The organism is Bradyrhizobium ottawaense, from assembly GCF_900099825.1.
In the GTDB taxonomy this organism is placed as follows: Bacteria; Pseudomonadota; Alphaproteobacteria; order Rhizobiales; family Xanthobacteraceae; genus Bradyrhizobium; species Bradyrhizobium ottawaense_A.
In genome coordinates this window covers 3,815,111-3,835,522 of the sequence record NZ_LT629693.1, presented here as the reverse complement: position 1 = coordinate 3,835,522, position 20,412 = coordinate 3,815,111, and the positions used below count along the sequence as shown (strand labels likewise).

Here is a 20,412-nt window from a genome sequence, read left to right as displayed (position 1 = left end):
GCAACAACGCTTCGACGCGACGCCATGGGGTTGCGCGATATCCTCGTTTGTAGCCACTCGGCGGTCCGGATGTGGCTGCAAAGATTAGGGACACCATTGAGGCGAAGCGGGCCAAGAAATAATTTTCCGTCCCCGGTTGTGCCGTCAGTTGTTTTCTACTCCGTCGTCTTATCCCACTTGCCAATTTCCGGAAGCGGGCGCAGCCTGTAGCTGCGGACTACCGCGTCCGCAAAAACGCGCGACCAATCAAAAGCGACAAATCAAAATCAGTGGAGGAAGACGCATGACGACGAATCTTTCGCGACGGTCACTGCTTGCGCTCGGTGCCGGCCTCGGTGCGGGTCTCGGCGCCTCGACCTTGCTCGGCGGCAGCGCGCTGGCGCGCGCCCCCAAACTCGGCACCCAGACGCCCTACTGGCACCGCTTCGAGCTCGGCGACGCCGAAGTGACGGTGGTTTCCGACGGGCCGCTGCCGCTCGGCGATCCCTCCGGCACCTTCACCGGCGTGCCGAAGGAAGAAGTGAAGAAGATGCTCACGGACAATTTTCTCAACCCCGACAATGTCGTGCTGGAGCAGAATTCGCCGGTCGTGAACACCGGCGACAAGCTGATCCTGTTCGACACCGGCATGGGCACCTCGCAGGCCTTCGGCCCGACCACCGGCCGCCAGCAGAAGAGCCTGGCGGAAGCCGGCATCAAGGCCAGCGATATCGACGCCGTGGTGCTGTCGCACGCCCATATCGACCATATCGGCGGCATCGTCGGCGCCGACGACAAGCCGCTGTTTCCGAACGCGCAGTATTACATCTCGCAGGCGGATTTCGATTACTGGACCGACGAAGGCAAGCTCGGCAGCCCGCTGAAGGATTTTGTGGTTCATGCCCGCAAGAACCTGCTGCCGGTGCGCGACCGCCTCGTGTTCTTCAAGGACGGCCAGGAATTCCTGCCCGGCGTTCAGGCGATGGCGGCGCCCGGCCACACCGTGGGCCATCACATGTTCATGGTGACCTCGAACGGAAAATCCTTCGCCTTCCTCGGCGACCTCACCCATCATGCGGTGCTGCTGCTGGAACGGCCGCTGATGGAATTTTCCTATGACACCGACCCAAAACAGTCGGCGCAGACACGGGTCAAGATGCTGACCATGCTGGCCGCCAACAAAATCCCGGTCATGTCCTATCACTTCGCGTGGCCGGGCTATGGCCACGTCGCCAAGAACGGCGAAGGTTTTCGGTATTATCCGGAGCCGATGAACATGCTGCTCTGAACGGAAGCGTTCTCCCCGGGGGGGAAGGCCGCCGGCCGGCCCCCCGGGCACCTCCGCCGCGGCTATCGATGGGACCCTGACTAGCGTAAGGCCTGATCACGCGATCACGCCTTGCGTCCGATTCGGAGAGTCTCTATGGCCGACCAACCGACCACCAAGCCGCCGCTGGCGCCGCCTCTCATCTATGAGGACACTGGCGCCGCGGCGCCTCTGGTCTATTTCGACATCGTCGGCGCCTACGGCACCATGAACGGCTCGATCGAGCTGGAGCTGGCGACCCGGATTCTCGTGCCCAAAGTGGACGGCGCCACCGAGGTGAAATTCATCTCGTCCGGCCGGCTGCGCTGCACCGCGAATGCCGCCGCCAATCTGCGCAACGGCCTCGATGCGGCCTTGAAGATGCTGGAGCAGCCGGAGGCCAAGACGACGGCGATTGCGGCGAGCAAGCTGAATTGAGGGGCACGCGCCGATTTTCGTCACGCGGGAAAACGATCGCCGTCGCGTCGGCAAACTTCCGAAGAAGCTAAATATTTACGCTTTCGGGAACTTTGCCGCCGCGCTTAAGCGGCCTTCAATGCCCTTCGGCGAGACTGCGGCCATGACAGCCATCGTCGCATCGAACATCCATTCCGTTCCTGCCGCGCCACCGCAGCGGTCGAAGTCGCGCTTGCGCGTAGGTGCCGACTGGCTGCTCGCCGGCACGCATCCGGAGCCCGACGATATCCGCAACGAGTTGCTGCACCAGCGCGCCAGCAAGACCAAGACGCTCGCGGTCGCGATCTTCGCTTCGCTGCTGGCGGCGACGATCGCCGCAGCACTGACCGGCGCCGCATGGGCCTATGCCTGGATGGCGGCAGAGCTGGTTCTGGGCAGCATCCGGGTTTACCTGATGATGGCGGACGTCGCGAAAGCGAAGGCCGCGCAACGAACCGGAACCACCATCGCGCCGATCTGGGCCGGGCTCACCTCCACGATCCTGATTACCGTCGGCTGCTATCAATGTGTCGGATCGGGCGTGCTGCCGCTGATCCTGATGGCCGGCATCGGTATCGCCAATCTGGTCGGCGGCATTTCCTCGCGCAACGCCGGCACGCCGCGTTATGGCGCGCTGCTGATCTGCATCCTGACGCTGCCGTTCGGGGTTGCGACGATCCTGTCGCCGATCCCGTATCTGTTTCTGGTCGGCCTGCAGACGCCGCTCTATACGGCCGGAATGATTTTCCTGCTGCTGGAGAACCACAAGGGCTTGCTCAACCTGCATCGTTCCGAGCATCGTAATCGCCAGATGGCGCATCACGACCTGCTCACCGGTCTTCCCAACCGCGCCATGAACCAGAAACTGTTCGCCGAGCTGCTCGCCACACCGGAGCCGACATCGCCCAATTCGAAACTCACCGTGTTCTGTCTCGATCTCGACGGCTTCAAGGCCGTCAATGACGGACTGGGACATGCGACCGGCGACGCCGTTCTGGTCGAGGTGTCCAGGCGTTTGCGCGCCAGCGTGCGCGAGGTCGATTTTGCATGCCGCCTCGGCGGCGACGAATTTGTCATCCTGCTGCCTGATATTTCCAGCGACGCAGCCATCTCGATCGCCCGGCGGATCATCGCCGCGGTCTCGACGCCGTTCGAATTCGCCCCCGCGGCCAAGATCGGCGTCAGCATCGGCATCGCCGCCGCGACCCGCGACGGCAACACCGCCGACGAACTGCTCAGCGCCGCCGACCGCGCGATGTACGAAGCCAAGCGCCGCGGCAAGGGCGGGTTCGTGATCCACGCGCCTGATGTGGAGGCGGTGAGTCTGGTGCCGGAGGTGGATGCGCACCATGCTGGATTTGCCGAGGCGGTCGCCTGATCTGGTGGATTCGGCTGCCTAGCATTCTGCGCGTCAATCGGACGGCACTGCCGCGCCCCGTCTCCGTTCCCGTAATGTTCTTGACTTGTCGCCCGGTTCCGCTACCTTCGATTGCGCAATGAGGGCGGCATGGTTCAGCGGGTTTCTACCGTAGCCTTTGAGGGGATCGAGGCCCGCGCGGTCGACGTGCAGGTGCAGGTCGCACCGGGATTGCCGGCGTTCGCGGTCGTTGGCCTAGGGGACAAGGCGGTGTCCGAGGCCCGCGAGCGGGTCCGTTCGGCGCTGATCGCCTCGGGGCTGGCGCTGCCGGCACGCCGGATCACGGTCAACCTCGCGCCCGCGGATCTTCCGAAGGAGGGCAGCCATTACGATCTGCCGATTGCGCTGGGGCTGATGGCCGCGATCGGCGCGATCCCGCCGGATGCGCTGGCCGGCTACACCGTGCTCGGCGAACTCGGCCTCGATGGTTCGATCGCGCCGGTCGCGGGCGTGTTGCCGGCGGCGATCGGGGCGAATTCGCGCGACGAGGGGCTGATCTGCCCGGCGGCCTGCGGTTCGGAAGCAGCATGGGCGAGCCCCGATATCCAGATCATCGCGGCGAAATCGCTGATCCAGATCGCCAACCATTTCAAGGGAACGCAGGTGCTGTCGCGCCCGCAGCCGCGGGTGCACGAACAGGAAGCCACGCAGTTGGACCTGCGCGACATCAAGGGCCAGGAAAGTGCCAAACGCGCGCTCGAGATCGCGGCGGCCGGCGGGCATCATCTACTGATGATCGGCTCGCCCGGCGCCGGCAAGTCGATGCTGGCAGCAAGGCTGCCCTCGATCCTGCCACCGCTGTCGCCGTCGGAACTGCTGGAGGTCTCGATGATCGCCTCCGTCGCCGGCGAAATCCGCGATGGCGCGCTGACGGCGCGGCGGCCGTTCCGCAGCCCCCATCATTCCGCCAGCATGGCGGCACTGACCGGCGGCGGCATCCGCGCCAAGCCGGGTGAAATATCGCTGGCGCATCAGGGCGTGCTGTTTCTCGACGAACTGCCGGAGTTCGATCCGCGCGTGCTGGACTCGCTGCGCCAGCCGCTGGAGAACGGCGAGGTGGCGGTGAGCCGAGCCAACCATCGCGTCACCTATCCGGCGCGCTTCATGCTGGTTGCGGCGATGAACCCGTGCCGCTGCGGCCATGCCTATGAGCCCGGCTATTCCTGCAAGCGCGGGCGCATCGACCGCTGCACCGCGGATTATCAGATGCGTATCTCCGGCCCGCTGATGGACCGCATCGACCTGCGCATCGAAGTGCCGGCGGTGACCGCCGCCGACCTGATCCTGCCGCCGCCTTCCGAAGGCTCGGCGGAAGTCGCAGCCCGCGTCGCTGCGGCCCGCGACATCCAGCTTAAGCGTTATGCCGCCGCCGGCATGCCGCATGTCCGCACCAATGCCGAAGCGCCGGCCTCGCTGCTGGAGACGATTGCGCAGCCGGATGCGCAGGGCCAGAAACTGCTGCGCGACGCCGCCGATACCATGAAGCTGACCGCGCGCGGCTATCACCGCGTGTTGCGCGTCGCGCGCACGCTCGCCGACCTCGACGGCGCCGAAAGAATCGGACGGCTGCATCTGGCGGAAGCGCTGTCGTATCGCGCGCTGGCCGAGGATTTGCGACGGGCGGCGTAGGAGGGCGAGTCGCGCCAACACGCAATCGTCCGAGCCCGCGACAAATTGGCACGACGGGCAAATCACCAAAAGTCTGTCCAGCCCTTCGCATAAAAATATTTCGCTTTTCCCGTCGCGCAAATCAGATTTACGACTCGCGCCATCCTGTCCCACCAGAGGGGCGTAGGCCATCGTCGCAGACGTTGGGGCGGGTAGCGGTGGACGCGATAGCGGCGAAGACGAACGCTGTTGTCGCGTACGGTGAAGTCGTGTGGGCCTGACGCCCCGGTGCTGGCGTCAAGTCGTGTAGAGGCGAAGCCTCTCACGGTGATGGTGGCAAGAAAGCCGGTCACCAGGGCGAACGCGTATAAGCCGTAAAGCCATTGCGCAGGGAAGGCCGGGTGTTCTCCGCTGAACCTGTATGCTCGTGTGCGCATCTTCTTGTGCATCAGGCACGCGAGACCGCGGGTGCAGCGCGCACCCGGTCCTCCCTGCGCCCTCTGATTCCGAGGGCAAGGTTTTCTTGCAAAACTCCGGGCGCATCGCGCCGCGAGATCGCGATGTCGTATTCGAAATTTGTAGGATGGGTGGAGTGCAGCGATACCCATCGCCACACGGGCGCTATTGATGGGTATCGCTGCGCTCCACCCATCCTACGGTCCACGGGCTGTGTTCCAGCCCGCCCCACCATAAACCCGACAGTAACGACTTTCATTTACGCTTCACCAACCATAAGCCGCGCTCCGCGGGCTTATGTCTGGCGAGTATCGTGTCATGTTGCGTTTCAATATCCTGGCCTCGGTCGTGCCGTTGGCCGTTGCCGCCGTGTTTGCGCGCGGCGAGTTCTCTTCGGGGTCCCGTCCCTGCATCGAAGTGGCGGGCACGACGGTCCAGATCGCCACACTCTCCTGGCAGGCGCAGCGACACGTCAGTTTCACCAGCGATCCCTCCCGGGCGACCGTGCGGGTCCAGATCTCCGACAGCGCCGCAGCGGCCGACTTCACCGTGATCGACGACGTCGACAGTGCCGAGGCCGGCGCTTGCGCGGCCGGCACGGCGGCGGAACTGGTGGCGATCTCGACCGGGCCGCAGGCATCGGAGCCGGTGATTTATCTTTCCGCCCACGGGCCGGCGGACTACCGGATCTTCGTGCAATCGAAGAGCTTTTCGGTGCGCGATGCCGCCGCCTTGATCGTCGGCGCCCGTGGCAACCACCATCGGCTCGAGGCCGCGTCGCTCTGAAACCGGAGCATGGTCCCAACCATGCCCGGTTAACCCTTCATCAACCATGTTCTCATCGCGGGCCGCAACCGCGCCGGGTCTCAAACACTTCGCAAGTCTCAGCGACGCATCGTCCCGGGGAAGCGCGTCGCGCAGTTGGATCGTCCCGGTTCGGGCACAGAGTTCAGGATCATTGACGATGGGTCGAACGTTCCGGATCAAACTGCATTTTCGCCGCTTCGCCCGCCGTCACCCCTGGCTCGTCTTCATCGTCCGTTCCTTCAGCGTCTTCTCCGCCGCCTTCGGCGGCGTCTATGGATTCATCGCAGGCGCCCGGTCGAGTCCGAACGACGACCCCTATGCTTTTGCGATCGGCGTCGGCTTTCTGTTCGCGATGGCCTGCGTTGGGCTTGCCACCATGAGCTTTCGCTACCGCATGCTGCGCAAGAAGATGCGCAAGATCGCCATGCACAATGAGGCGATGGCAGACCGGAACTGGGAATTGCAGGAGGCCGAGCAGCGCACCCGCCGCCTGTTCGAGGCTCAGGGCGACCTGATCGTGCTGCGCGACGCCGATGGCCGCATCACCTTCGCCAACGACGCCTATTGCGAACTGGCCCAGATGGATCGCGACGCCCTGATCGGCAGTACCGTCAAGCTCAGGGTGCTCGAGCAGGGCGACGCTGCGCTCGAATCCAACGGCACCCGCATCCACGACCAGAGGATCGCAGGCCCCCTCGGCCCGCGCTGGATCGCCTGGCGCGAAGGACTGGTCCGCAGCGACGCCGGCGAAACCGCCGAACTGCAATGCGTCGGCCGCGACGTCACCGATCGCACCGAAAGCGAACGCGCGCTGGCGCAAGCCCGCGACCAGGCCGATGCTGCGAGCCGCGCCAAGTCGCGCTTCCTCGCGATGGCGAGCCACGAGATCCGCACGCCGTTGAACGGCATCATCGGCATGAGCGGGCTGTTGATGGATACAACGCTGACGCCGGAACAGGCGACCTATGTCAAGGCGGTCAAGACCTCGGGCGACGCGCTGCTGTCGCTGATCGAGGAACTCTTGGACTACTCCAAGATCGAGGCCGGCAAGATCGACCTTGAACATCGCGCCTTCGCGCTGTCGGGCATGATCGAGGACATCACCGAATTGCTGGCGCCGCGCGCGCAGGCGCGCAAGATCGAGATCGCGGCCTATGTCGACGAGCGGCTGCCGATGGAAGTGATCGGCGACGCGGCACGGCTGCGGCAGGTGCTGCTCAATCTCGCCGGCAACGCGATCAAGTTTACTTCCTCCGGCGGCGTCGCGCTGATCGTCGAGCCCGGCATCTGGCCGAACGAAATCAGTTTCCTGGTACGCGATACCGGCATCGGCATCGCGCCCGAGGCGCAGCAGCGTATTTTCCGCGAGTTCGAGCAGGCCGACGATCGCATCGCCCGCAGCTATGGCGGCACCGGTCTCGGGCTGAGCATCAGCGACCGCATCGTCAAGCGGATGGGCGGCCGGATCACGCTGGAGAGCCAGCCGGGAGCCGGCTCGACCTTCGAGGTATCGATCCCGCTCGCAACCGCCGACGGCGGACCGAAGACCTTTACCGCGCCGGATCTCTCCGGCCAGTCGATCATGCTGGTTTCGCAGCACGGCATCGAGGCCTCCCTGACCGCGCGGCGGCTGCAGCGCTGGGGCGCGCAGACCTGCATGGTGTCGGACGGCGGCGTCGCACAGGCGCTGCTGCCGGAACGGTCCTGGCACGCGATCCTGATCGATCATGCGCTGGGAACGGCCGATATCGAAGCACTGGCCGAGGCCGCGCGGCTTCATGCCGCCCAGCGTATCGTGATGTTCACGCCGGCGACGCGGCAGGAGATGCAGCCCTCCGGCAGCTCCGCCTGCACCGGCTATCTGGTCAAGCCGCTGCGCGCGGCCTCGCTCGCCGCCCGCCTGACCGACGCGCCTGATATCATGGCGCCGGGTATTGCTGGCGACGCGCCGATCGAGACGCCGGCTGCGCCGTCGCGCGCGGGCCTGTCGATCCTGGTCGCCGAGGACAATGAGATCAACGCGCTGTTGATGCGCTCGCTGCTCGGCCGGCTCGGGCACCATGCTGTCATCACCACCAACGGCGAAGAGGCGCTGGAATCCTGGCTATCGGCGACATCCGCCGGCAGCCCGTATGACCTGGTGCTGATGGACATCCAGATGCCGCAGCTCAACGGCATCGACGCCACCAAACGCATCCGTCAACTCGAAGCCGGCCAGTCCGGACGCCGGACGCCGATCCTCGCGCTCACCGCCAACACGCTGGTGGAAGATCGCTACGCCTGCTTCGAGTCCGGCATGGACGGATTCCTGATCAAGCCGCTCGATCGCGACAAGCTCGCCGAGGCGCTGGCGGGTCTGGCGGCGTCACGGCACATCGCGGCGTAGCTTGTAGGGTGGGTTAGGCGAAGCCGTAACCCACCAACTTCGTGCAGCGCGGGTGGTCCGGACGGTGGGTTACGCTTCGCTAACCCACCCTACGAAGTCAGGATTACAGCCGCCGCAGCGCGACGGTCTCGACCAGATGATCGGCGCGCTTTTTCAGGATCAGCGTTGCGCGCGGCCGGGTCGGCAGAATATTGTCCTCGAGATTGGCGAGGTTGGTGCGTTCCCAGATCGCGATCGCGGTCGCAGTCGCCTCCTCGTCCGAGAGCAGCGCGTAGCGATTGAAATACGAGCGCGGATCGTGGAACGCGGTATCGCGTAGCGCCAGGAAGCGGCGGATAAACCAGTTGCGCAGCACCGGCTCCTCGGCGTCGATATAGACCGAGAAGTCGAAGAAGTCGGAGACCACAGGCACCGCCTTGCCGTCGCGCGGCAGCCGGCCGGTCTGCAACACATTGACGCCCTCGACGATCAGGATGTCCGGCCGGTCGATCTCGATCCACTCGTTCGGAACGATGTCGTAGGTCATGTGCGAATAGACCGGCGCCCGCACCTTGCGCCGCCCGGCCTTGATGTCGGAGAGAAACGACAGCAGCATCGGCAGGTCGTAGCTCTCCGGAAAGCCCTTCTTCTGCATCAGGCCCTCCCGCTCGAGCGCGGCCTTGGGAAACAGAAAACCGTCGGTGGTGACGAGCTCGACCTTGGGCCGCGGCGACCAGCGCGCCAGCAGCGCCTGCAGCACGCGCGCGGTGGTCGATTTGCCGACCGCCACCGAACCGGCAACGCCGATGATATAGGGCACCTTGCGATCCCGGATGGCGAGGAACTGGCGCTGCGCCTGGTACAGCCGCAGCGTCGAATCGACATAGATCGACAGCAGCCGCGACAGCGGAAGATAAATGTCCTCGACTTCGCGCAGGTCGAGCCGGTCGTGCATCGAGCGCAGCCGCTCGAATTCGCCGGGCTCCAGCGTCATCGGCGTGTCGTCGCGCAGTCGCGCCCACTGTTCGCGGGAGAACAGCCGGTAGGGATTATACTGTTGGTCGGGGGCGCGAATATCCATGATGCGTCTCTTGAACTAGTCGCGCTTGCGCGAAGCCTTCTCTTCAAGTCCGGACATATTCTGGCGCTGGCCCAATGCGGCTTCGACCTCTTCGAGCGTCACGCCGCGCGACTTCAGCAGCACCAGCAGATGAAACAGCAGATCGGCACTTTCGCCGATCAGGTGATCGCGATCGTTCTCGACGGCCGCAATCACGGTCTCGACCGCTTCCTCGCCCAGCTTCTTGGCGCAGTGCTCCGCGCCCTTGTCGAGCAATTTGCGGGTATAGGACGCCTCTCCGCCCGATGCGGCCCGTGCATCGATGGTGGCGGCCAGATCATGGACCGTGAAACGCGACATCAACTGAACTCAACTCATGCGCCCGGCAACAGGCCGATGGCGCCATCCCGGGTAGGACTTAGCACTTTTGTGACAGCGAGTCGTCATGGATCGAGCCGCATCGGCAGCCCGGCCCGGACCATGTGCTCCTTGGCCTCACGTATGGTAAATTCGCCGAAATGGAAGATCGAGGCCGCCAGCACCGCGGTGGCGTGGCCCTTGCGGATGCCGTCGACGAGGTGGTCGAGATTGCCGACGCCACCGGACGCGATTACCGGTACGGAGACACTGTCGGCGACCGCCTGTGTCAGCGGCAAGTCGAACCCCTGCCGCGTGCCGTCGCGGTCCATTGAGGTCAGCAGGATTTCGCCGGCGCCGAGCGAGACCACCTCCTGGGCGTATTCGATGGCGTCGATCCCGGTGGAATTGCGGCCGCCATGGGTGAAGATCTCCCAGCGCTCGCCACCACCGCCGCGCTTGACCCGCTTGGCGTCGATCGCAACCACGATGCACTGCTCGCCGAACTTTTCAGCGCCCTGCTTGACGAATTCACGGTTGCTGACGGCCGCGGAGTTGATCGAGACCTTGTCGGCCCCGGAGCGCAGCAGGACCTTGATATCGTCGACGGTGCGCACCCCGCCGCCGACCGTCAGCGGCATGAAGCACGCCTCCGCGGTCCGCCGCACGACGTCGAGCATGGTGCCGCGATTTTCATGGGTGGCGGTGATGTCGAGGAAGCAAAGCTCGTCGGCGCCGGCCGCGTCATAGGCAATCGCCGCTTCGACGGGATCGCCGGCGTCGCGCAGATCGACGAAGTTGACGCCCTTGACCACACGCCCGTCCTTGACGTCGAGGCAGGGGATCACGCGAACCTTGAACATCAGAAAACTCCTATTGGCGCATGATCCATTCGGAAAACCGGTTCCCACTTTTCCGGATCATGCGCTACGCCGCGGCGCGCGCGTTGCGGATCAGCGTCAACGCCGCAGCCGGATCGAGCCGGCCGTCGTAAAGCGCGCGGCCAGCGATGGCGCCGGCGAGCTTTGCGGCGCGCGGCTGCAACAGCGCCTTGACGTCCTCGATCGAGGCAAAACCGCCGGACGCGATGACGGGAATCGAGATCGCCTCGGCGAGCGCAATGGTCGCGTCGAGATTGAGGCCCTTCAGCAGGCCGTCGCGCGCGATGTCGGTGAAGATGATCGCGGCGACGCCGGCATCCTCGAACCGCTGCGCGATTTCGAGGACGGTCACCTGCGAGGTCTCGGCCCAGCCTTCGACCGCGACCTTGCCGTCGCGCGCATCGAGTCCGACCGCGACGCGGCCGGGAAATTTTCGCGCGGCGCTCTTTACCAGCTCCGGATCGCGCACCGCGGCGGTGCCGATGATGACCCGCGCGATGCCCTTGTCGAGCCAGGCTTCCACGGTCTTGAGATCGCGAATGCCGCCGCCGAGCTGCACCGGCATGGTCACCGCCTTCAGCATCGCCTCGACGGCCACAGCGTTCATCGGCTTGCCGGCAAAGGCGCCATCGAGATCGACGACGTGCAGATACTCGAATCCTTGCGCGGCAAAGGACCGCGCCTGCGCGGCGGGATCGAGGTTGAACACGGTCGCGCGCGACATGTCGCCCTGCTCGAGGCGCACGCACTGGCCATTTTTCAGGTCGACGGCGGGAAAAAGGATCACGGCTTCCACTTCAAAAAGTTCGAGATCAAAGCCAGCCCGAAGCGCTGGCTCTTCTCGGGATGGAACTGGGTGCCGATCGCGGTGTCCTTACCCACCATCGCCGTGACCGGTCCGCCGTAATCGGCGCGCAACAGCACGTCGGCCTCGCTGGCCGCATTGAGGTGATAGGAGTGAACGAAATAGGCGTGACGGCCCTTCGGTCCGAGCGGCAGGCGCTCCAGCACCGGATGCTCCCCGACCATGTCGAGCGTGTTCCAGCCCATGTGCGGAATCTTCAGATTCTCCTCGCGCGGCGAGATCTTCTCGACGTCGCCCGCGATCCAGTTGAAGCCGTCGGTCGTGACATGCTCCTTGCCGCGCGTCGCCATCAACTGCATGCCCACGCAGATGCCGAAGAATGGCCGCGCCTTGGCGCGCACCGCTTCGGTCATCGCTTCCAGCATGCCGTCAAGCGAATCGAGGCCGCGGCGGCAATCGGCGAAGGCGCCGACGCCGGGCAGCACGATGCGATCGGCGCGAAACACGACTTCAGGGTCGCGCGTCACCACGATCTTCTGCGGGTCCTGCATGGTCCGCGAGGCGCGCTCAAACGCTTTCGCGGCAGAGTGCAGATTGCCGGAACCATAATCGATGATAGCAACGCTCATCGCGACCCTCCCGGCTCCGGAAACAATCCGATGATCCCGCCTTGCGGCAACGGCGGCGGCTTCGAAAACGGCTGGCCCGGAATATTGCGCGTCGGCGGCGGGCCGCCGCGATCGACCGCCCATTGATCGTTGGTGAGGCCGCGCTGCCTGGCGGTCCAGCGATCGAAGAAGCGGCGCTCGGCCGATTCCGCGTCGTCGGCCACCACGATATCGAGCTGACGCCATTTGCGGCCCGACAGCGTCCAGCGCTGCAGGCTGGCGGCTTCGAATCCCATCAGGATGGCAAGCAGAAGATCGACGAACAGGATTGCTCCGCGACCGGCGCCGAGCGCCGTCATTCCGAAGTCGATGGCAAGCGTCACCGCGACCCAGCCGATCAGCGCCAGCCACAGCCGGTTCCAGACCAGCCAGATCACGCTCGCGACCGCGGCCCAGAAATGGAAGCCGTCGCGCACGAATACGAACTTGTCGGTCGCCGCAAGATCGGCGCCGATGGCCACGGGGGCATGCACTGTGTAGACCGGCATCGAGACTCTCCGCCGCGAAGAACGAGGTCAGCCGCCGAGCTGACCCTTGGTGGAAGGCACTTCGCCTGCGTTGCGCGGGTCGATTGCAACGGCCGCACGCAGCGCCCTGGCCAGACCCTTGAAGCAGGATTCGGCGATATGATGGCTGTTCTCGCCATATAGGGTCTCGACGTGCAAAGTCACGCCCGCATTGATGGTGAAGGCGTTGAACCATTCGCGCACCAGCTCGGTATCGAACTCGCCGACCTTGTCGCGCGGAAAATCCACCTTGAACACCAGCACCGGGCGACCCGAAATGTCGATCACGACGCGGCTCAGCGTCTCGTCCATCGGCATGTGGATCGAGGCATAGCGGGTGATGCCGGCCATGGTGCCGAGCGCCTGCTTCACGGCCTGCCCGAGCGCGATCCCGACGTCTTCGGTGGTGTGGTGGTGGTCGACATGGAGATCGCCATCCGCCTTGACCGTGATGTCGATACGCGAATGCCGGGCCAGCAGGTCGAGCATATGGTCGAAGAAGCCGATACCGGTCGAAACCTTGGACACGCCCGTGCCGTCGAGGTTTACCGCCACCTCGATGTCGGTTTCCTTGGTCTTGCGCTTGATGGACGCTGTGCGCATGGAAAGTGCTTCCCTTATGCTTTCCTTGGGCCGATTCTTGAGTGGACTGGCCGAAAACGCGGCCCTTTTAACAGGCCGATGGTGCCTTCGCTACTGCGGGATGACGCCTAAATGACCGACTTCCGCCTATGGTGACCGGAATTGGCGGCGAAATGGCGCGATTGTAACCCCCGGCGCAAATCCCTAAATCTGGCCCGACAAGAGGGTAATTCATGCAAGCATCCCAGAATGAGCCGGCGGTCTGGCACGGCACCACGATTTTGACGGTCCGCAAGGGCGGCAAGGTGGTGATCGGCGGCGACGGCCAGGTCTCGATCGGCCAGACCGTGATCAAGTCCAACGCCAAAAAGGTCCGCAAACTCGGCAAGGGCGACGTCATCGGCGGCTTCGCCGGCGCCACCGCCGATGCCTTCACCCTGTTCGAGCGGCTGGAGAGCAAGCTCGAGCAATATCCGGGGCAACTGACCCGCGCCGCGGTCGAGCTCGCCAAGGACTGGCGGACCGACCGCTATCTGCGCCGGCTGGAAGCGATGATGATCGTCGCCGACAAGGACGTCTCGCTGGTCCTGACCGGCACCGGCGACGTGCTCGAGCCGGAAGCCGGCGTGATGGCGATCGGCTCCGGCGGCAATTACGCACTGGCCGCCGCCCGCGCGCTGGTCGACTCCGACAAGGATGCCGAGACCATCGTGCGCCGTGCGCTCGATATCGCCGCCGACATCTGCGTCTACACCAACCGCAACGTGACCATCGAAACGCTGTAGCAGCGTGGGGGCCTCTGATGGTCGGCAATCCATGACCGCCGGCTACACGACCGGAAAATCTCCCGCCGCCAGCCATATTTCGCCATGGCAGTGGCTCGCGGTTGCGGCCGCTATCCTCGCAGTCCAGGCGTCGATCCTCTACGCGATGGGACGGCTGCCGATCTGCGCCTGCGGCACCGTCAAGCTATGGCACGGCGTGGTGCAGAGTTCGGAAAATTCGCAGCACATCACCGACTGGTACACGCTGTCGCATATCCTGCACGGCTTTCTGTTTTACGGCGCGGCCTTCCTCGCCTTCCCGCGCCTCGCCTGGCAGGGCCGCTTGATCCTCGCGATGCTGGTCGAAGGCGGCTGGGAACTGGTCGAGAATTCCAACTGGATTATCGAACGCTATCGCGCCGGAACCATCTCGCTGGACTACTTCGGCGATTCCATCGTCAACTCGGTCTCCGATAATCTGGCGATGATCGGCGGCTTCCTGTTCGCCAAGAAATTTCCGGTCGCGGCTACCGTCGGGCTGGCGCTGTTGTTCGAACTGGTGCTGGCGCTCCATATTCGCGACAATCTGACGCTGAACATCATCATGCTGATTCATCCTTTCGAGGCCATCAAACAGTGGCAGGCCGGACCGCCGATCATTTGATGCCGCGAAATGTGACTTGTTCTCACGACATTCGAGCCCTAGCTAGGAAGTATGACCGAATTTTCCCCTCGCGAAATCGTCTCCGAACTTGACCGCTATATCGTCGGCCAGTCCGACGCCAAACGCGCGGTATCGATCGCGTTGCGCAACCGATGGCGGCGGTTGCAGCTCACCGGCAACCTGCGCGAAGAAGTGCTGCCGAAAAATATCCTGATGATCGGGCCGACCGGCGTCGGCAAGACCGAAATCGCGCGGCGGCTGGCGAAACTTGCCGGCGCGCCGTTCATCAAGGTCGAAGCCACCAAATTCACCGAGGTCGGCTATGTCGGCCGCGACGTCGAGCAGATCATCCGCGATCTCGTCGAAGTTGCGATCTCGCAGGTGCGCGAACGCAAGCGCAAGGATGTCCAGGCCCGCGCGCAACAGGCGGCTGAGGAGCGCGTGCTCGACGCGCTGGTCGGGCCCGCCTCCAGCCCGGCGACGCGGGATTCATTCCGCAAAAAACTGCGCGCCGGCGAGCTCAACGACAAGGAAATCGAGATCGAGACGCAATCGTCCGGCAGCGGCATGCCGATGTTCGAAATCCCGGGCATGCCGGGCGCGCAACTGGGCGCGATCTCGATCGGCGACATTTTTGGCAAATTGGGCGGACGACCCAAGACCCGTCGCCTGACGGTCGAGAGCTCGCACGAAATTCTGATCAACGAGGAATCCGACAAGCTCCTGGACAGCGAACAACTCGTGCAGGAAGCGATCAACGCGGTCGAGAACAACGGCATCGTGTTCCTCGACGAGATCGACAAGATATGCGTGCGCGACGGCCGCACGGGTGGCGACGTCTCGCGCGAGGGCGTGCAGCGCGATCTGCTGCCGCTGATCGAAGGCACCACGGTCTCGACCAAGCATGGCGCGGTCAAGACCGACCACATCCTGTTCATCGCGTCAGGCGCCTTCCACATCGCCAAACCCTCGGATCTGTTACCGGAGCTGCAGGGCCGGTTGCCGATCCGCGTCGAGCTTTCGGCGCTGACCCGCGACGACATGCGCCGGATCCTCACCGAGCCGGAAGCCTCGCTGATCAAGCAATATGTCGCGCTGATGCAGACCGAGGGGGTGACGCTCGACATCACCGACGGCGCGATCGATGCGCTGGCCGACGTCGCGGTTGCCGTCAACTCGACCGTGGAGAATATCGGCGCGCGGCGGCTGCAGACGGTGATGGAGCGCGTGCTTGACGAGATTTCCTTTGCCGCGCCGGATCGCGGCGGCGAGACCATCAAGGTCGACGCCGACTATGTGCAGAAGCATGTCGGCGACCTCGCCAAGAACGCCGATCTGAGCCGGTTTATTTTGTAGGCTCGCTGTCGTCCCCGCCTAGTGCGCGATTCCGCACGGGCGCGGGGACCCATAGCCACAAATGGTTGTTATTGCGCCGGCTGTGGCTCCAACCCAGCTCAACAATCAGCAACGGTGGTTATGGGTCCCGGCTCGCGCTTCGCTTGGCCGGGACGACATCGAGAATAATTGCGCCCTACGCGCTCCCCATGTGATAGTCCGCGCCTGATCTGGTCGTTTCGGGTGCCGAATGAATTTGCGGGTATGGGAAAACCCCTGGCGGTTGATGCTCGTCGTCAATGCCGCCGTCATCTTCGGGGTTTTCCTCCACAAGATCAGGCTGTCGCCCTTCGTCCCCTACATCCATCTCTTGGTCGACTATCATTTCGGCTTCACCAAACGCGCGCTGATCGGCGCGATCGTCGGTCTGTTCGACGCCACGGTGCCGGTGTGGCTGGTGTTCGCGCTCGGCGGCGCGGTGTGGCTGATCACGGCGGGCCTGTTCGTGCATCTGTTCCGGCGGACGTTCGGCCTCGATGAAAAGCATTGGCCGCTGTTCGTTTTCATCGCCGGCTCGCCGTTCTACCTGAAGAATTTTATGCACACGCTCGGCCATTTCGACATCTATGGCTGCCTGTTCGCAATTGTTCTGCTGCTGATTCCAGCCCGCTCGCTTTTCTATGTGCTGCTCGCGGCGCTGTTCTCGGCCGTGCTCGTCATGATCCACCACATCCATCTCTTGATGTATGTGCCGACCATCGCCGCCATCGTGGTGCTGCGTTATTACCTGGTGCTGGGCGTAAGCCGGCAAAACGTAGCCGTTGGAATCATGCTGCTCGCGGCCGTCGGCGCACTGTTCGTTGCCGCGCAATTCTACGGCACGATGGCGGTGCCGGAGCCGGAATTTACGGCCTATCTGCGAAACCGAATGGCGGATTCATCGCGGAACGACCTGCTCAGCTTTGCCTATATCTGGTACCAACCGCTGGCGAAGGAAGTTTCGGATACCTGGGAACGACTGCCGCACAATCTCCTCGGCATTCCCGTGTTTGCGCTGCTGATCTGGCTGCACACGCCGCTGTGGCGATATTTTCGCGCCCTGATCGCAGCCCTCAGCATTGACGCGCATCGCCGCATCGTCACCGCGGCGATCTCTGTGATCAGCCTCGCTTATCTCGTGATGTTCGCGATGGTGTTCGATTATTCCCGGTGGATTTCGAACTGGGCCGTGTGCCTGTTCCTGGTCCTGCACGCCGTGAAGATGTTGCCGGCCTCACAGGACGTGCCGCCGATTTCGACGGACGATCGAAGGACGATGGTCCTCGGCTGGATCGTGACGCTGATCCCGCGCGTCGGGATCGTTCGGCCGTTCTGATGGGCTAGAGTCTCGAACGTCTGACCCGGACATACAGCGCGCCCTCGCCGCCATGGCCGATACCCGCTTCCTCGAACCCGACCACCAGCGCGCGGAATTCCGGCAGGCCGAGCCAGAGCGGCACCTGGCGGCGCAACACGCCGCGCTCGGATTCGGATCCCATCTTGCCCTTGCCGGTGATGATGAGCACGAAGGTCAGCCCGTCATGATGGGCGCGCTGCAGAAAGCCGAACAGCGCGCGGTGCGCACGCGTCTGCGTCATGCCATGCAGGTCGAGCCTGGCATCGATCTCCTTGCGGCCACGCGACAGGTGCGAACGCTCGCGGCGGCCGATCGGCGCCAGCGGCGGCGGTGCCGGTCTTGGCGGGGAAACGATCGGCGCCGGCAGCGGCGGCTTTGGCGAGGCCACCGGTTTCGGCGCGGCCTTGGCCTCGATTTCCGGCGAAGCGGCCGGCGGCTTCGGCGCGCGCTGCCGCTTGCGCAGCGGCTTGACCTGCTTGGCCACGCTCTCCCAGAGCGCGTGCTCCTCCTCGCTGAGGCCACGCTTGCGCCGCGGCGGCAGCGGCAATTCAGGAATCAAACTCGAAGACCGGCGTTTCATCGGCGATATCGGCGGCCACGGCGAAGCTTTTCGGGAGCCGGCGCAGTGCTCGGGCGCGCTTCCGGCAGCGGCACCGGTTTTACGACCGTGGCTTGAGCAGTGGAAGCGGCTTGGGCAGTTGGAGTGGCCGGCTTTTGCGTCGAGCCTGCCGCCGGTGGCGTTACCGCCGGAGCACCAATTTTCTGATCCTTCAGCGGATCGGTTTGCGAAAACAGCTTTGCGATTTTTCCCGACGGGCGCGCGTCCGGCACCGGCACCAGGCGGCCGCGCGCCGCGGGATCGAGGCTCTTCGGGACCAGAATGACGAAACGCATATTGTTCTTGAGGCGGCCCGCGATCTTCCCGGCGTCGACGCCGGCGCCGAAATAGAGATCGGCGCGCGCAGGCCCGACGATGGCGGAGCCGGTGTCCTGCGCGATCATCAGCCGGTGAAACGGCGTCTTCGACACTTCAGATTCGATCGGCAGCTGGCCTTCGATGAAGAACGGCGTGCCGTAGACGTGCAACGACTTGTCGACCGCGATCGAGCGGCCCGGCGTCAGCGGCACGCCCTGGGCGCCGACGGCCTCATCCTTGTCGGAGAGTTGCACCTCGCGGAAGAAGATGTAGGACCTGTTCTGCCGCCGCAGTTCGTCGGCGCCATCGGGATTTTGCTCCATCCACTCCCGGATCTTCTGCATCGACATCTGATCCTTGGGGATGATGCCCCTATCGATCAGGATGCGGCCGACCGGCGTGTAGGGATAGCCGTTATGCGCATCGTAATTGATGCGGATGGTTGAACCGTCGTCGAGGTTTACGCGGGCGGAGCCCTGGATCTGCGAGAACAGCAAATCGGTCTGATTCCTCAGCCAGCAGATTTCGAGACCGCGTCCCTCGATCGCGCCATCCTCGATCTCGGCGCGGTCGTAATAGGGCACCAGCTTGCGGCGGCCGATCTTGCGGAACACCTGTCCCTTGTTGGGCAATCCGGCCGAATTCTGGTTGGTGCCCCGGACGAACAGATTGGAGGGACGGCGATAGACCGGCACATTGTAGACTTCGTTCTGGGTCTTCGAGCCGTCGATCACGGGCTCATAGTAACCGGTGACGAACCCCTCGCCCTCGCCAAGCCGCGAGATCCGAAGCGGCAGAAAATGTTCTTCGAAGAAGCCTTTCGCCCCGGCGCCGTCGGACAAATCGAGGCCCTTGGTGATGCGACAGGGATCCCGCAGCGAGGTGCCGAGCGCCTTCGGCTCGGCGGGAGGCGTCGTCTGCGCCGCGATCGGCTTGCAACTGGTGCGGAAGGCCTTGTACGCCGCGAGATGATCGTCCTCGCTCCAGCCCGCGATATCGGCCCAGGCCACCGGCGCATACTGGGTGCCGGTGATTTGAAGCGGCAATTCGAGCTGCGGGTATGGCAGTTGACGGACGGCTGCTACCGGCGGACGGGAATGCCAGCGTGAATGACGGGCGGCATACGCATCCGAGGCAGCGATCGACAACGCCAAAGCAGCCACGCCAATCGCAAGCCCTGCAAGGCTGTGCGCTTTAGCCCGCGCTTCCCGTGCCAACCAGCTTCCAGTTCGGATCGCGAGAGGTGGTGTCGCGGGCGAATGTCCAGACATCGGTGATATCGGCGACCTTATCCGGGTTGCCATCGACAATGGTGCCGGCCTTGTCGCGGGTGACCGAGATCATCTGCGACACGAAGCGAACCGTCAGTTGCGCCGCCCGGTCGCGGGCTTCCGCGCCGACCAGTTCGGCCTTGTCGATCGAAACGAAGCGTGTCTCGGTTTTCTGCTCGTGCTTCTCGCGATCCTTGATCACGCCGTCGAAGCTGTCATAGACCTCCGACGACAGCAGGTCCTTCAGCGCGCGGCGATCGCCGTTGGCAAAGGCCAGCACGATCATTTCATAGGCGCTGCGCGCACCGGAAATGAAGTGCTTGGGATCGAACGAGGAATCCTGGGCGACAATGGCATCGAGGCCCTGCGCGAGCGGGGTGCCCTGCTCGGCGATGCCCTTCCAGCGGTCGGTCGGCGGCGCGACATCCGCAGTCGGCGCCAGCGGCGCCTGGTCGATGACGGCACCCGGCATCGGAACGACGTTGTTGTCCTGGGTACGCTGCACGACGTTGGGCGCGGCGCGATCATAGGGCGGCCGCTCGCTCCCGGTGCGCTGTCCGAGGACGCTGCGCAGGCGCAGGAAAATAAAGACCGCCAACGCCAGGAAGATGATGGTGTAAATATCGAACACGTCTTATTCGCTTTCTGGTTCTAACGCCGGCAACGGCCCCGGCGGTCGAGTGTTCCATAGAGCCCGGTTCTGATTGAATCAGAACCCGGCTCTCGTCTTGAAGTTTTGACGCGCTTTCTTGACGTGAACCGGTGACCACTTCACTCGAAAACGCTCTTGAGAGCCCTCTTACACGTCTTCCT

20 protein-coding genes are annotated in these 20,412 nt (G+C 64.2%); 10 read left to right on the top strand and 10 right to left on the bottom strand.

From position 1 onward, the window contains the following. Nucleotides 1-283: 283 nt before the first annotated feature. The 6 genes from BLR13_RS17895 (at nt 284) to BLR13_RS17865 (ending at nt 8,415) form a co-directional block, all read left to right on the top strand. Nucleotides 284-1,267 carry an MBL fold metallo-hydrolase gene (locus BLR13_RS17895; protein WP_074821089.1) on the top strand — a complete coding sequence of 328 codons (984 nt, stop codon included), beginning with the start codon at nt 284-286 and terminating at the stop codon, nt 1,265-1,267. A gap of 135 nt (nt 1,268-1,402) precedes the next feature. Continuing rightward, complete coding sequence (locus BLR13_RS17890; protein ID WP_074821092.1) at nt 1,403-1,723, top strand: hypothetical protein; 321 nt, start codon at nt 1,403-1,405, stop codon at nt 1,721-1,723. A gap of 142 nt (nt 1,724-1,865) precedes the next feature. Then, complete coding sequence (locus BLR13_RS17885) at nt 1,866-3,119, top strand: GGDEF domain-containing protein (protein ID WP_157793707.1); 1,254 nt, start codon at nt 1,866-1,868, stop codon at nt 3,117-3,119. A 129-nt stretch (nt 3,120-3,248) separates the two neighbouring features. After that, nucleotides 3,249-4,787, top strand: a complete 1,539-nt coding sequence (locus BLR13_RS17880) for a YifB family Mg chelatase-like AAA ATPase (RefSeq protein ID WP_074821098.1) — start codon at nt 3,249-3,251, stop codon at nt 4,785-4,787. A gap of 753 nt (nt 4,788-5,540) precedes the next feature. Then, nucleotides 5,541-6,008, top strand: a complete 468-nt coding sequence (locus tag BLR13_RS17870; RefSeq protein ID WP_074821100.1) for a hypothetical protein — start codon at nt 5,541-5,543, stop codon at nt 6,006-6,008. Between the two features lie 178 nt (nt 6,009-6,186). Beyond that, entirely contained in the window at nt 6,187-8,415 is a 2,229-nt protein-coding gene (locus BLR13_RS17865) for a PAS domain-containing hybrid sensor histidine kinase/response regulator (protein ID WP_074821103.1), read from the top strand. A gap of 103 nt (nt 8,416-8,518) precedes the next feature. Here the strand turns inward: BLR13_RS17865 and coaA are convergent, their stop codons facing one another. The 7 genes from coaA to hisB all read right to left on the bottom strand — a co-directional run bounded on the left by coaA (nt 8,519) and on the right by hisB (nt 13,274). Further along, nucleotides 8,519-9,475 (bottom strand): type I pantothenate kinase, encoded by a 957-nt coding sequence (coaA, locus tag BLR13_RS17860; RefSeq protein ID WP_074821106.1) that lies wholly within the window; start codon nt 9,473-9,475, stop codon nt 8,519-8,521. Nucleotides 9,476-9,490: 15 nt separating this feature from the next. Then, nucleotides 9,491-9,814 carry a phosphoribosyl-ATP diphosphatase gene (locus tag BLR13_RS17855; RefSeq protein WP_074821108.1) on the bottom strand — a complete coding sequence of 108 codons (324 nt, stop codon included), beginning with the start codon at nt 9,812-9,814 and terminating at the stop codon, nt 9,491-9,493. Between the two features lie 83 nt (nt 9,815-9,897). Continuing rightward, entirely contained in the window at nt 9,898-10,674 is a 777-nt protein-coding gene (gene hisF / locus BLR13_RS17850; RefSeq protein WP_074821110.1) for an imidazole glycerol phosphate synthase subunit HisF, read from the bottom strand. A 64-nt stretch (nt 10,675-10,738) separates the two neighbouring features. Beyond that, on the bottom strand, nt 10,739-11,479 hold the full coding sequence (gene hisA / locus BLR13_RS17845) for a 1-(5-phosphoribosyl)-5-[(5-phosphoribosylamino)methylideneamino]imidazole-4-carboxamide isomerase (protein ID WP_074831387.1): 741 nt from the start codon (nt 11,477-11,479) through the stop codon (nt 10,739-10,741). Continuing rightward, on the bottom strand, nt 11,476-12,126 hold the full coding sequence (hisH, locus tag BLR13_RS17840) for an imidazole glycerol phosphate synthase subunit HisH (RefSeq protein WP_074821112.1): 651 nt from the start codon (nt 12,124-12,126) through the stop codon (nt 11,476-11,478). The genes hisA and hisH overlap by 4 nt, the downstream gene beginning before the upstream one ends. Beyond that, nucleotides 12,123-12,653 carry a DUF2628 domain-containing protein gene (locus tag BLR13_RS17835; protein ID WP_074821115.1) on the bottom strand — a complete coding sequence of 177 codons (531 nt, stop codon included), beginning with the start codon at nt 12,651-12,653 and terminating at the stop codon, nt 12,123-12,125. The genes hisH and BLR13_RS17835 overlap by 4 nt, the downstream gene beginning before the upstream one ends. 27 nt (nt 12,654-12,680) lie before the next feature. Next, nucleotides 12,681-13,274, bottom strand: coding sequence for an imidazoleglycerol-phosphate dehydratase HisB (hisB, locus tag BLR13_RS17830; protein ID WP_074821119.1), 594 nt, complete (start codon nt 13,272-13,274; stop codon nt 12,681-12,683). A 212-nt stretch (nt 13,275-13,486) separates the two neighbouring features. Between hisB and hslV the strand changes: the two genes are divergently transcribed. From hslV to BLR13_RS17810, 4 genes are all read left to right on the top strand, one after another. Further along, nucleotides 13,487-14,038: an ATP-dependent protease subunit HslV gene (gene hslV / locus BLR13_RS17825; RefSeq protein ID WP_074821122.1), complete on the top strand. Its 552-nt coding sequence runs from the start codon at nt 13,487-13,489 to the stop codon at nt 14,036-14,038. 31 nt (nt 14,039-14,069) lie between these two features. After that, nucleotides 14,070-14,681, top strand: coding sequence for a DUF2585 domain-containing protein (locus tag BLR13_RS17820; protein WP_074821125.1), 612 nt, complete (start codon nt 14,070-14,072; stop codon nt 14,679-14,681). A 51-nt stretch (nt 14,682-14,732) separates the two neighbouring features. Next, nucleotides 14,733-16,037 carry an ATP-dependent protease ATPase subunit HslU gene (gene hslU, locus BLR13_RS17815; RefSeq protein WP_074821128.1) on the top strand — a complete coding sequence of 435 codons (1,305 nt, stop codon included), beginning with the start codon at nt 14,733-14,735 and terminating at the stop codon, nt 16,035-16,037. A gap of 229 nt (nt 16,038-16,266) precedes the next feature. Next, complete coding sequence (locus BLR13_RS17810; RefSeq protein ID WP_074821131.1) at nt 16,267-17,391, top strand: hypothetical protein; 1,125 nt, start codon at nt 16,267-16,269, stop codon at nt 17,389-17,391. A 4-nt stretch (nt 17,392-17,395) separates the two neighbouring features. On the opposite strand, the gene BLR13_RS17805 is transcribed toward BLR13_RS17810, so the two are convergent. From BLR13_RS17805 to BLR13_RS17795, 3 genes are read right to left on the bottom strand one after another with little or no spacing between them, the layout of a single operon-like run. Next, the gene (locus BLR13_RS17805; protein WP_074821134.1) at nt 17,396-17,992 is read right to left on the bottom strand and encodes a Smr/MutS family protein; all 597 of its coding nucleotides are present in this window, start codon (nt 17,990-17,992) and stop codon (nt 17,396-17,398) included. After that, entirely contained in the window at nt 17,989-19,545 is a 1,557-nt protein-coding gene (mltA, locus tag BLR13_RS17800; RefSeq protein WP_083387599.1) for a murein transglycosylase A, read from the bottom strand. Before mltA ends, BLR13_RS17805 begins: the two co-directional genes overlap by 4 nt. Beyond that, entirely contained in the window at nt 19,523-20,230 is a 708-nt protein-coding gene (locus BLR13_RS17795) for a Tim44/TimA family putative adaptor protein (RefSeq protein ID WP_074821137.1), read from the bottom strand. Before BLR13_RS17795 ends, mltA begins: the two co-directional genes overlap by 23 nt. Nucleotides 20,231-20,412 lie beyond the last annotated feature (182 nt).

Excerpts from the sequence above, each read along its gene's own strand:
- hslV (WP_074821122.1), top strand. The coding sequence starts at position 13,487 with ATGCAAGCATCCCAGAATGAGCCGGCGGTCTGGCACGGCACCACGATT.
- BLR13_RS17885 (WP_157793707.1), top strand. The coding sequence starts at position 1,866 with ATGACAGCCATCGTCGCATCGAACATCCATTCCGTTCCTGCCGCGCCA.
- BLR13_RS17835 (WP_074821115.1), bottom strand. The coding sequence starts at position 12,653 with ATGCCGGTCTACACAGTGCATGCCCCCGTGGCCATCGGCGCCGATCTT.
- hisF (WP_074821110.1), bottom strand. The coding sequence starts at position 10,674 with ATGTTCAAGGTTCGCGTGATCCCCTGCCTCGACGTCAAGGACGGGCGT.
- coaA (WP_074821106.1), bottom strand. The coding sequence starts at position 9,475 with ATGGATATTCGCGCCCCCGACCAACAGTATAATCCCTACCGGCTGTTC.
- hisH (WP_074821112.1), bottom strand. The coding sequence starts at position 12,126 with ATGAGCGTTGCTATCATCGATTATGGTTCCGGCAATCTGCACTCTGCC.
- BLR13_RS17870 (WP_074821100.1), top strand. The coding sequence starts at position 5,541 with ATGTTGCGTTTCAATATCCTGGCCTCGGTCGTGCCGTTGGCCGTTGCC.
- BLR13_RS17820 (WP_074821125.1), top strand. The coding sequence starts at position 14,070 with ATGACCGCCGGCTACACGACCGGAAAATCTCCCGCCGCCAGCCATATT.
- BLR13_RS17810 (WP_074821131.1), top strand. The coding sequence starts at position 16,267 with ATGAATTTGCGGGTATGGGAAAACCCCTGGCGGTTGATGCTCGTCGTC.
- hisB (WP_074821119.1), bottom strand. The coding sequence starts at position 13,274 with ATGCGCACAGCGTCCATCAAGCGCAAGACCAAGGAAACCGACATCGAG.
- BLR13_RS17890 (WP_074821092.1), top strand. The coding sequence starts at position 1,403 with ATGGCCGACCAACCGACCACCAAGCCGCCGCTGGCGCCGCCTCTCATC.
- BLR13_RS17855 (WP_074821108.1), bottom strand. The coding sequence starts at position 9,814 with ATGTCGCGTTTCACGGTCCATGATCTGGCCGCCACCATCGATGCACGG.
- hslU (WP_074821128.1), top strand. The coding sequence starts at position 14,733 with ATGACCGAATTTTCCCCTCGCGAAATCGTCTCCGAACTTGACCGCTAT.
- BLR13_RS17880 (WP_074821098.1), top strand. The coding sequence starts at position 3,249 with ATGGTTCAGCGGGTTTCTACCGTAGCCTTTGAGGGGATCGAGGCCCGC.
- BLR13_RS17895 (WP_074821089.1), top strand. The coding sequence starts at position 284 with ATGACGACGAATCTTTCGCGACGGTCACTGCTTGCGCTCGGTGCCGGC.
- BLR13_RS17865 (WP_074821103.1), top strand. The coding sequence starts at position 6,187 with ATGGGTCGAACGTTCCGGATCAAACTGCATTTTCGCCGCTTCGCCCGC.
- BLR13_RS17805 (WP_074821134.1), bottom strand. The coding sequence starts at position 17,992 with ATGAAACGCCGGTCTTCGAGTTTGATTCCTGAATTGCCGCTGCCGCCG.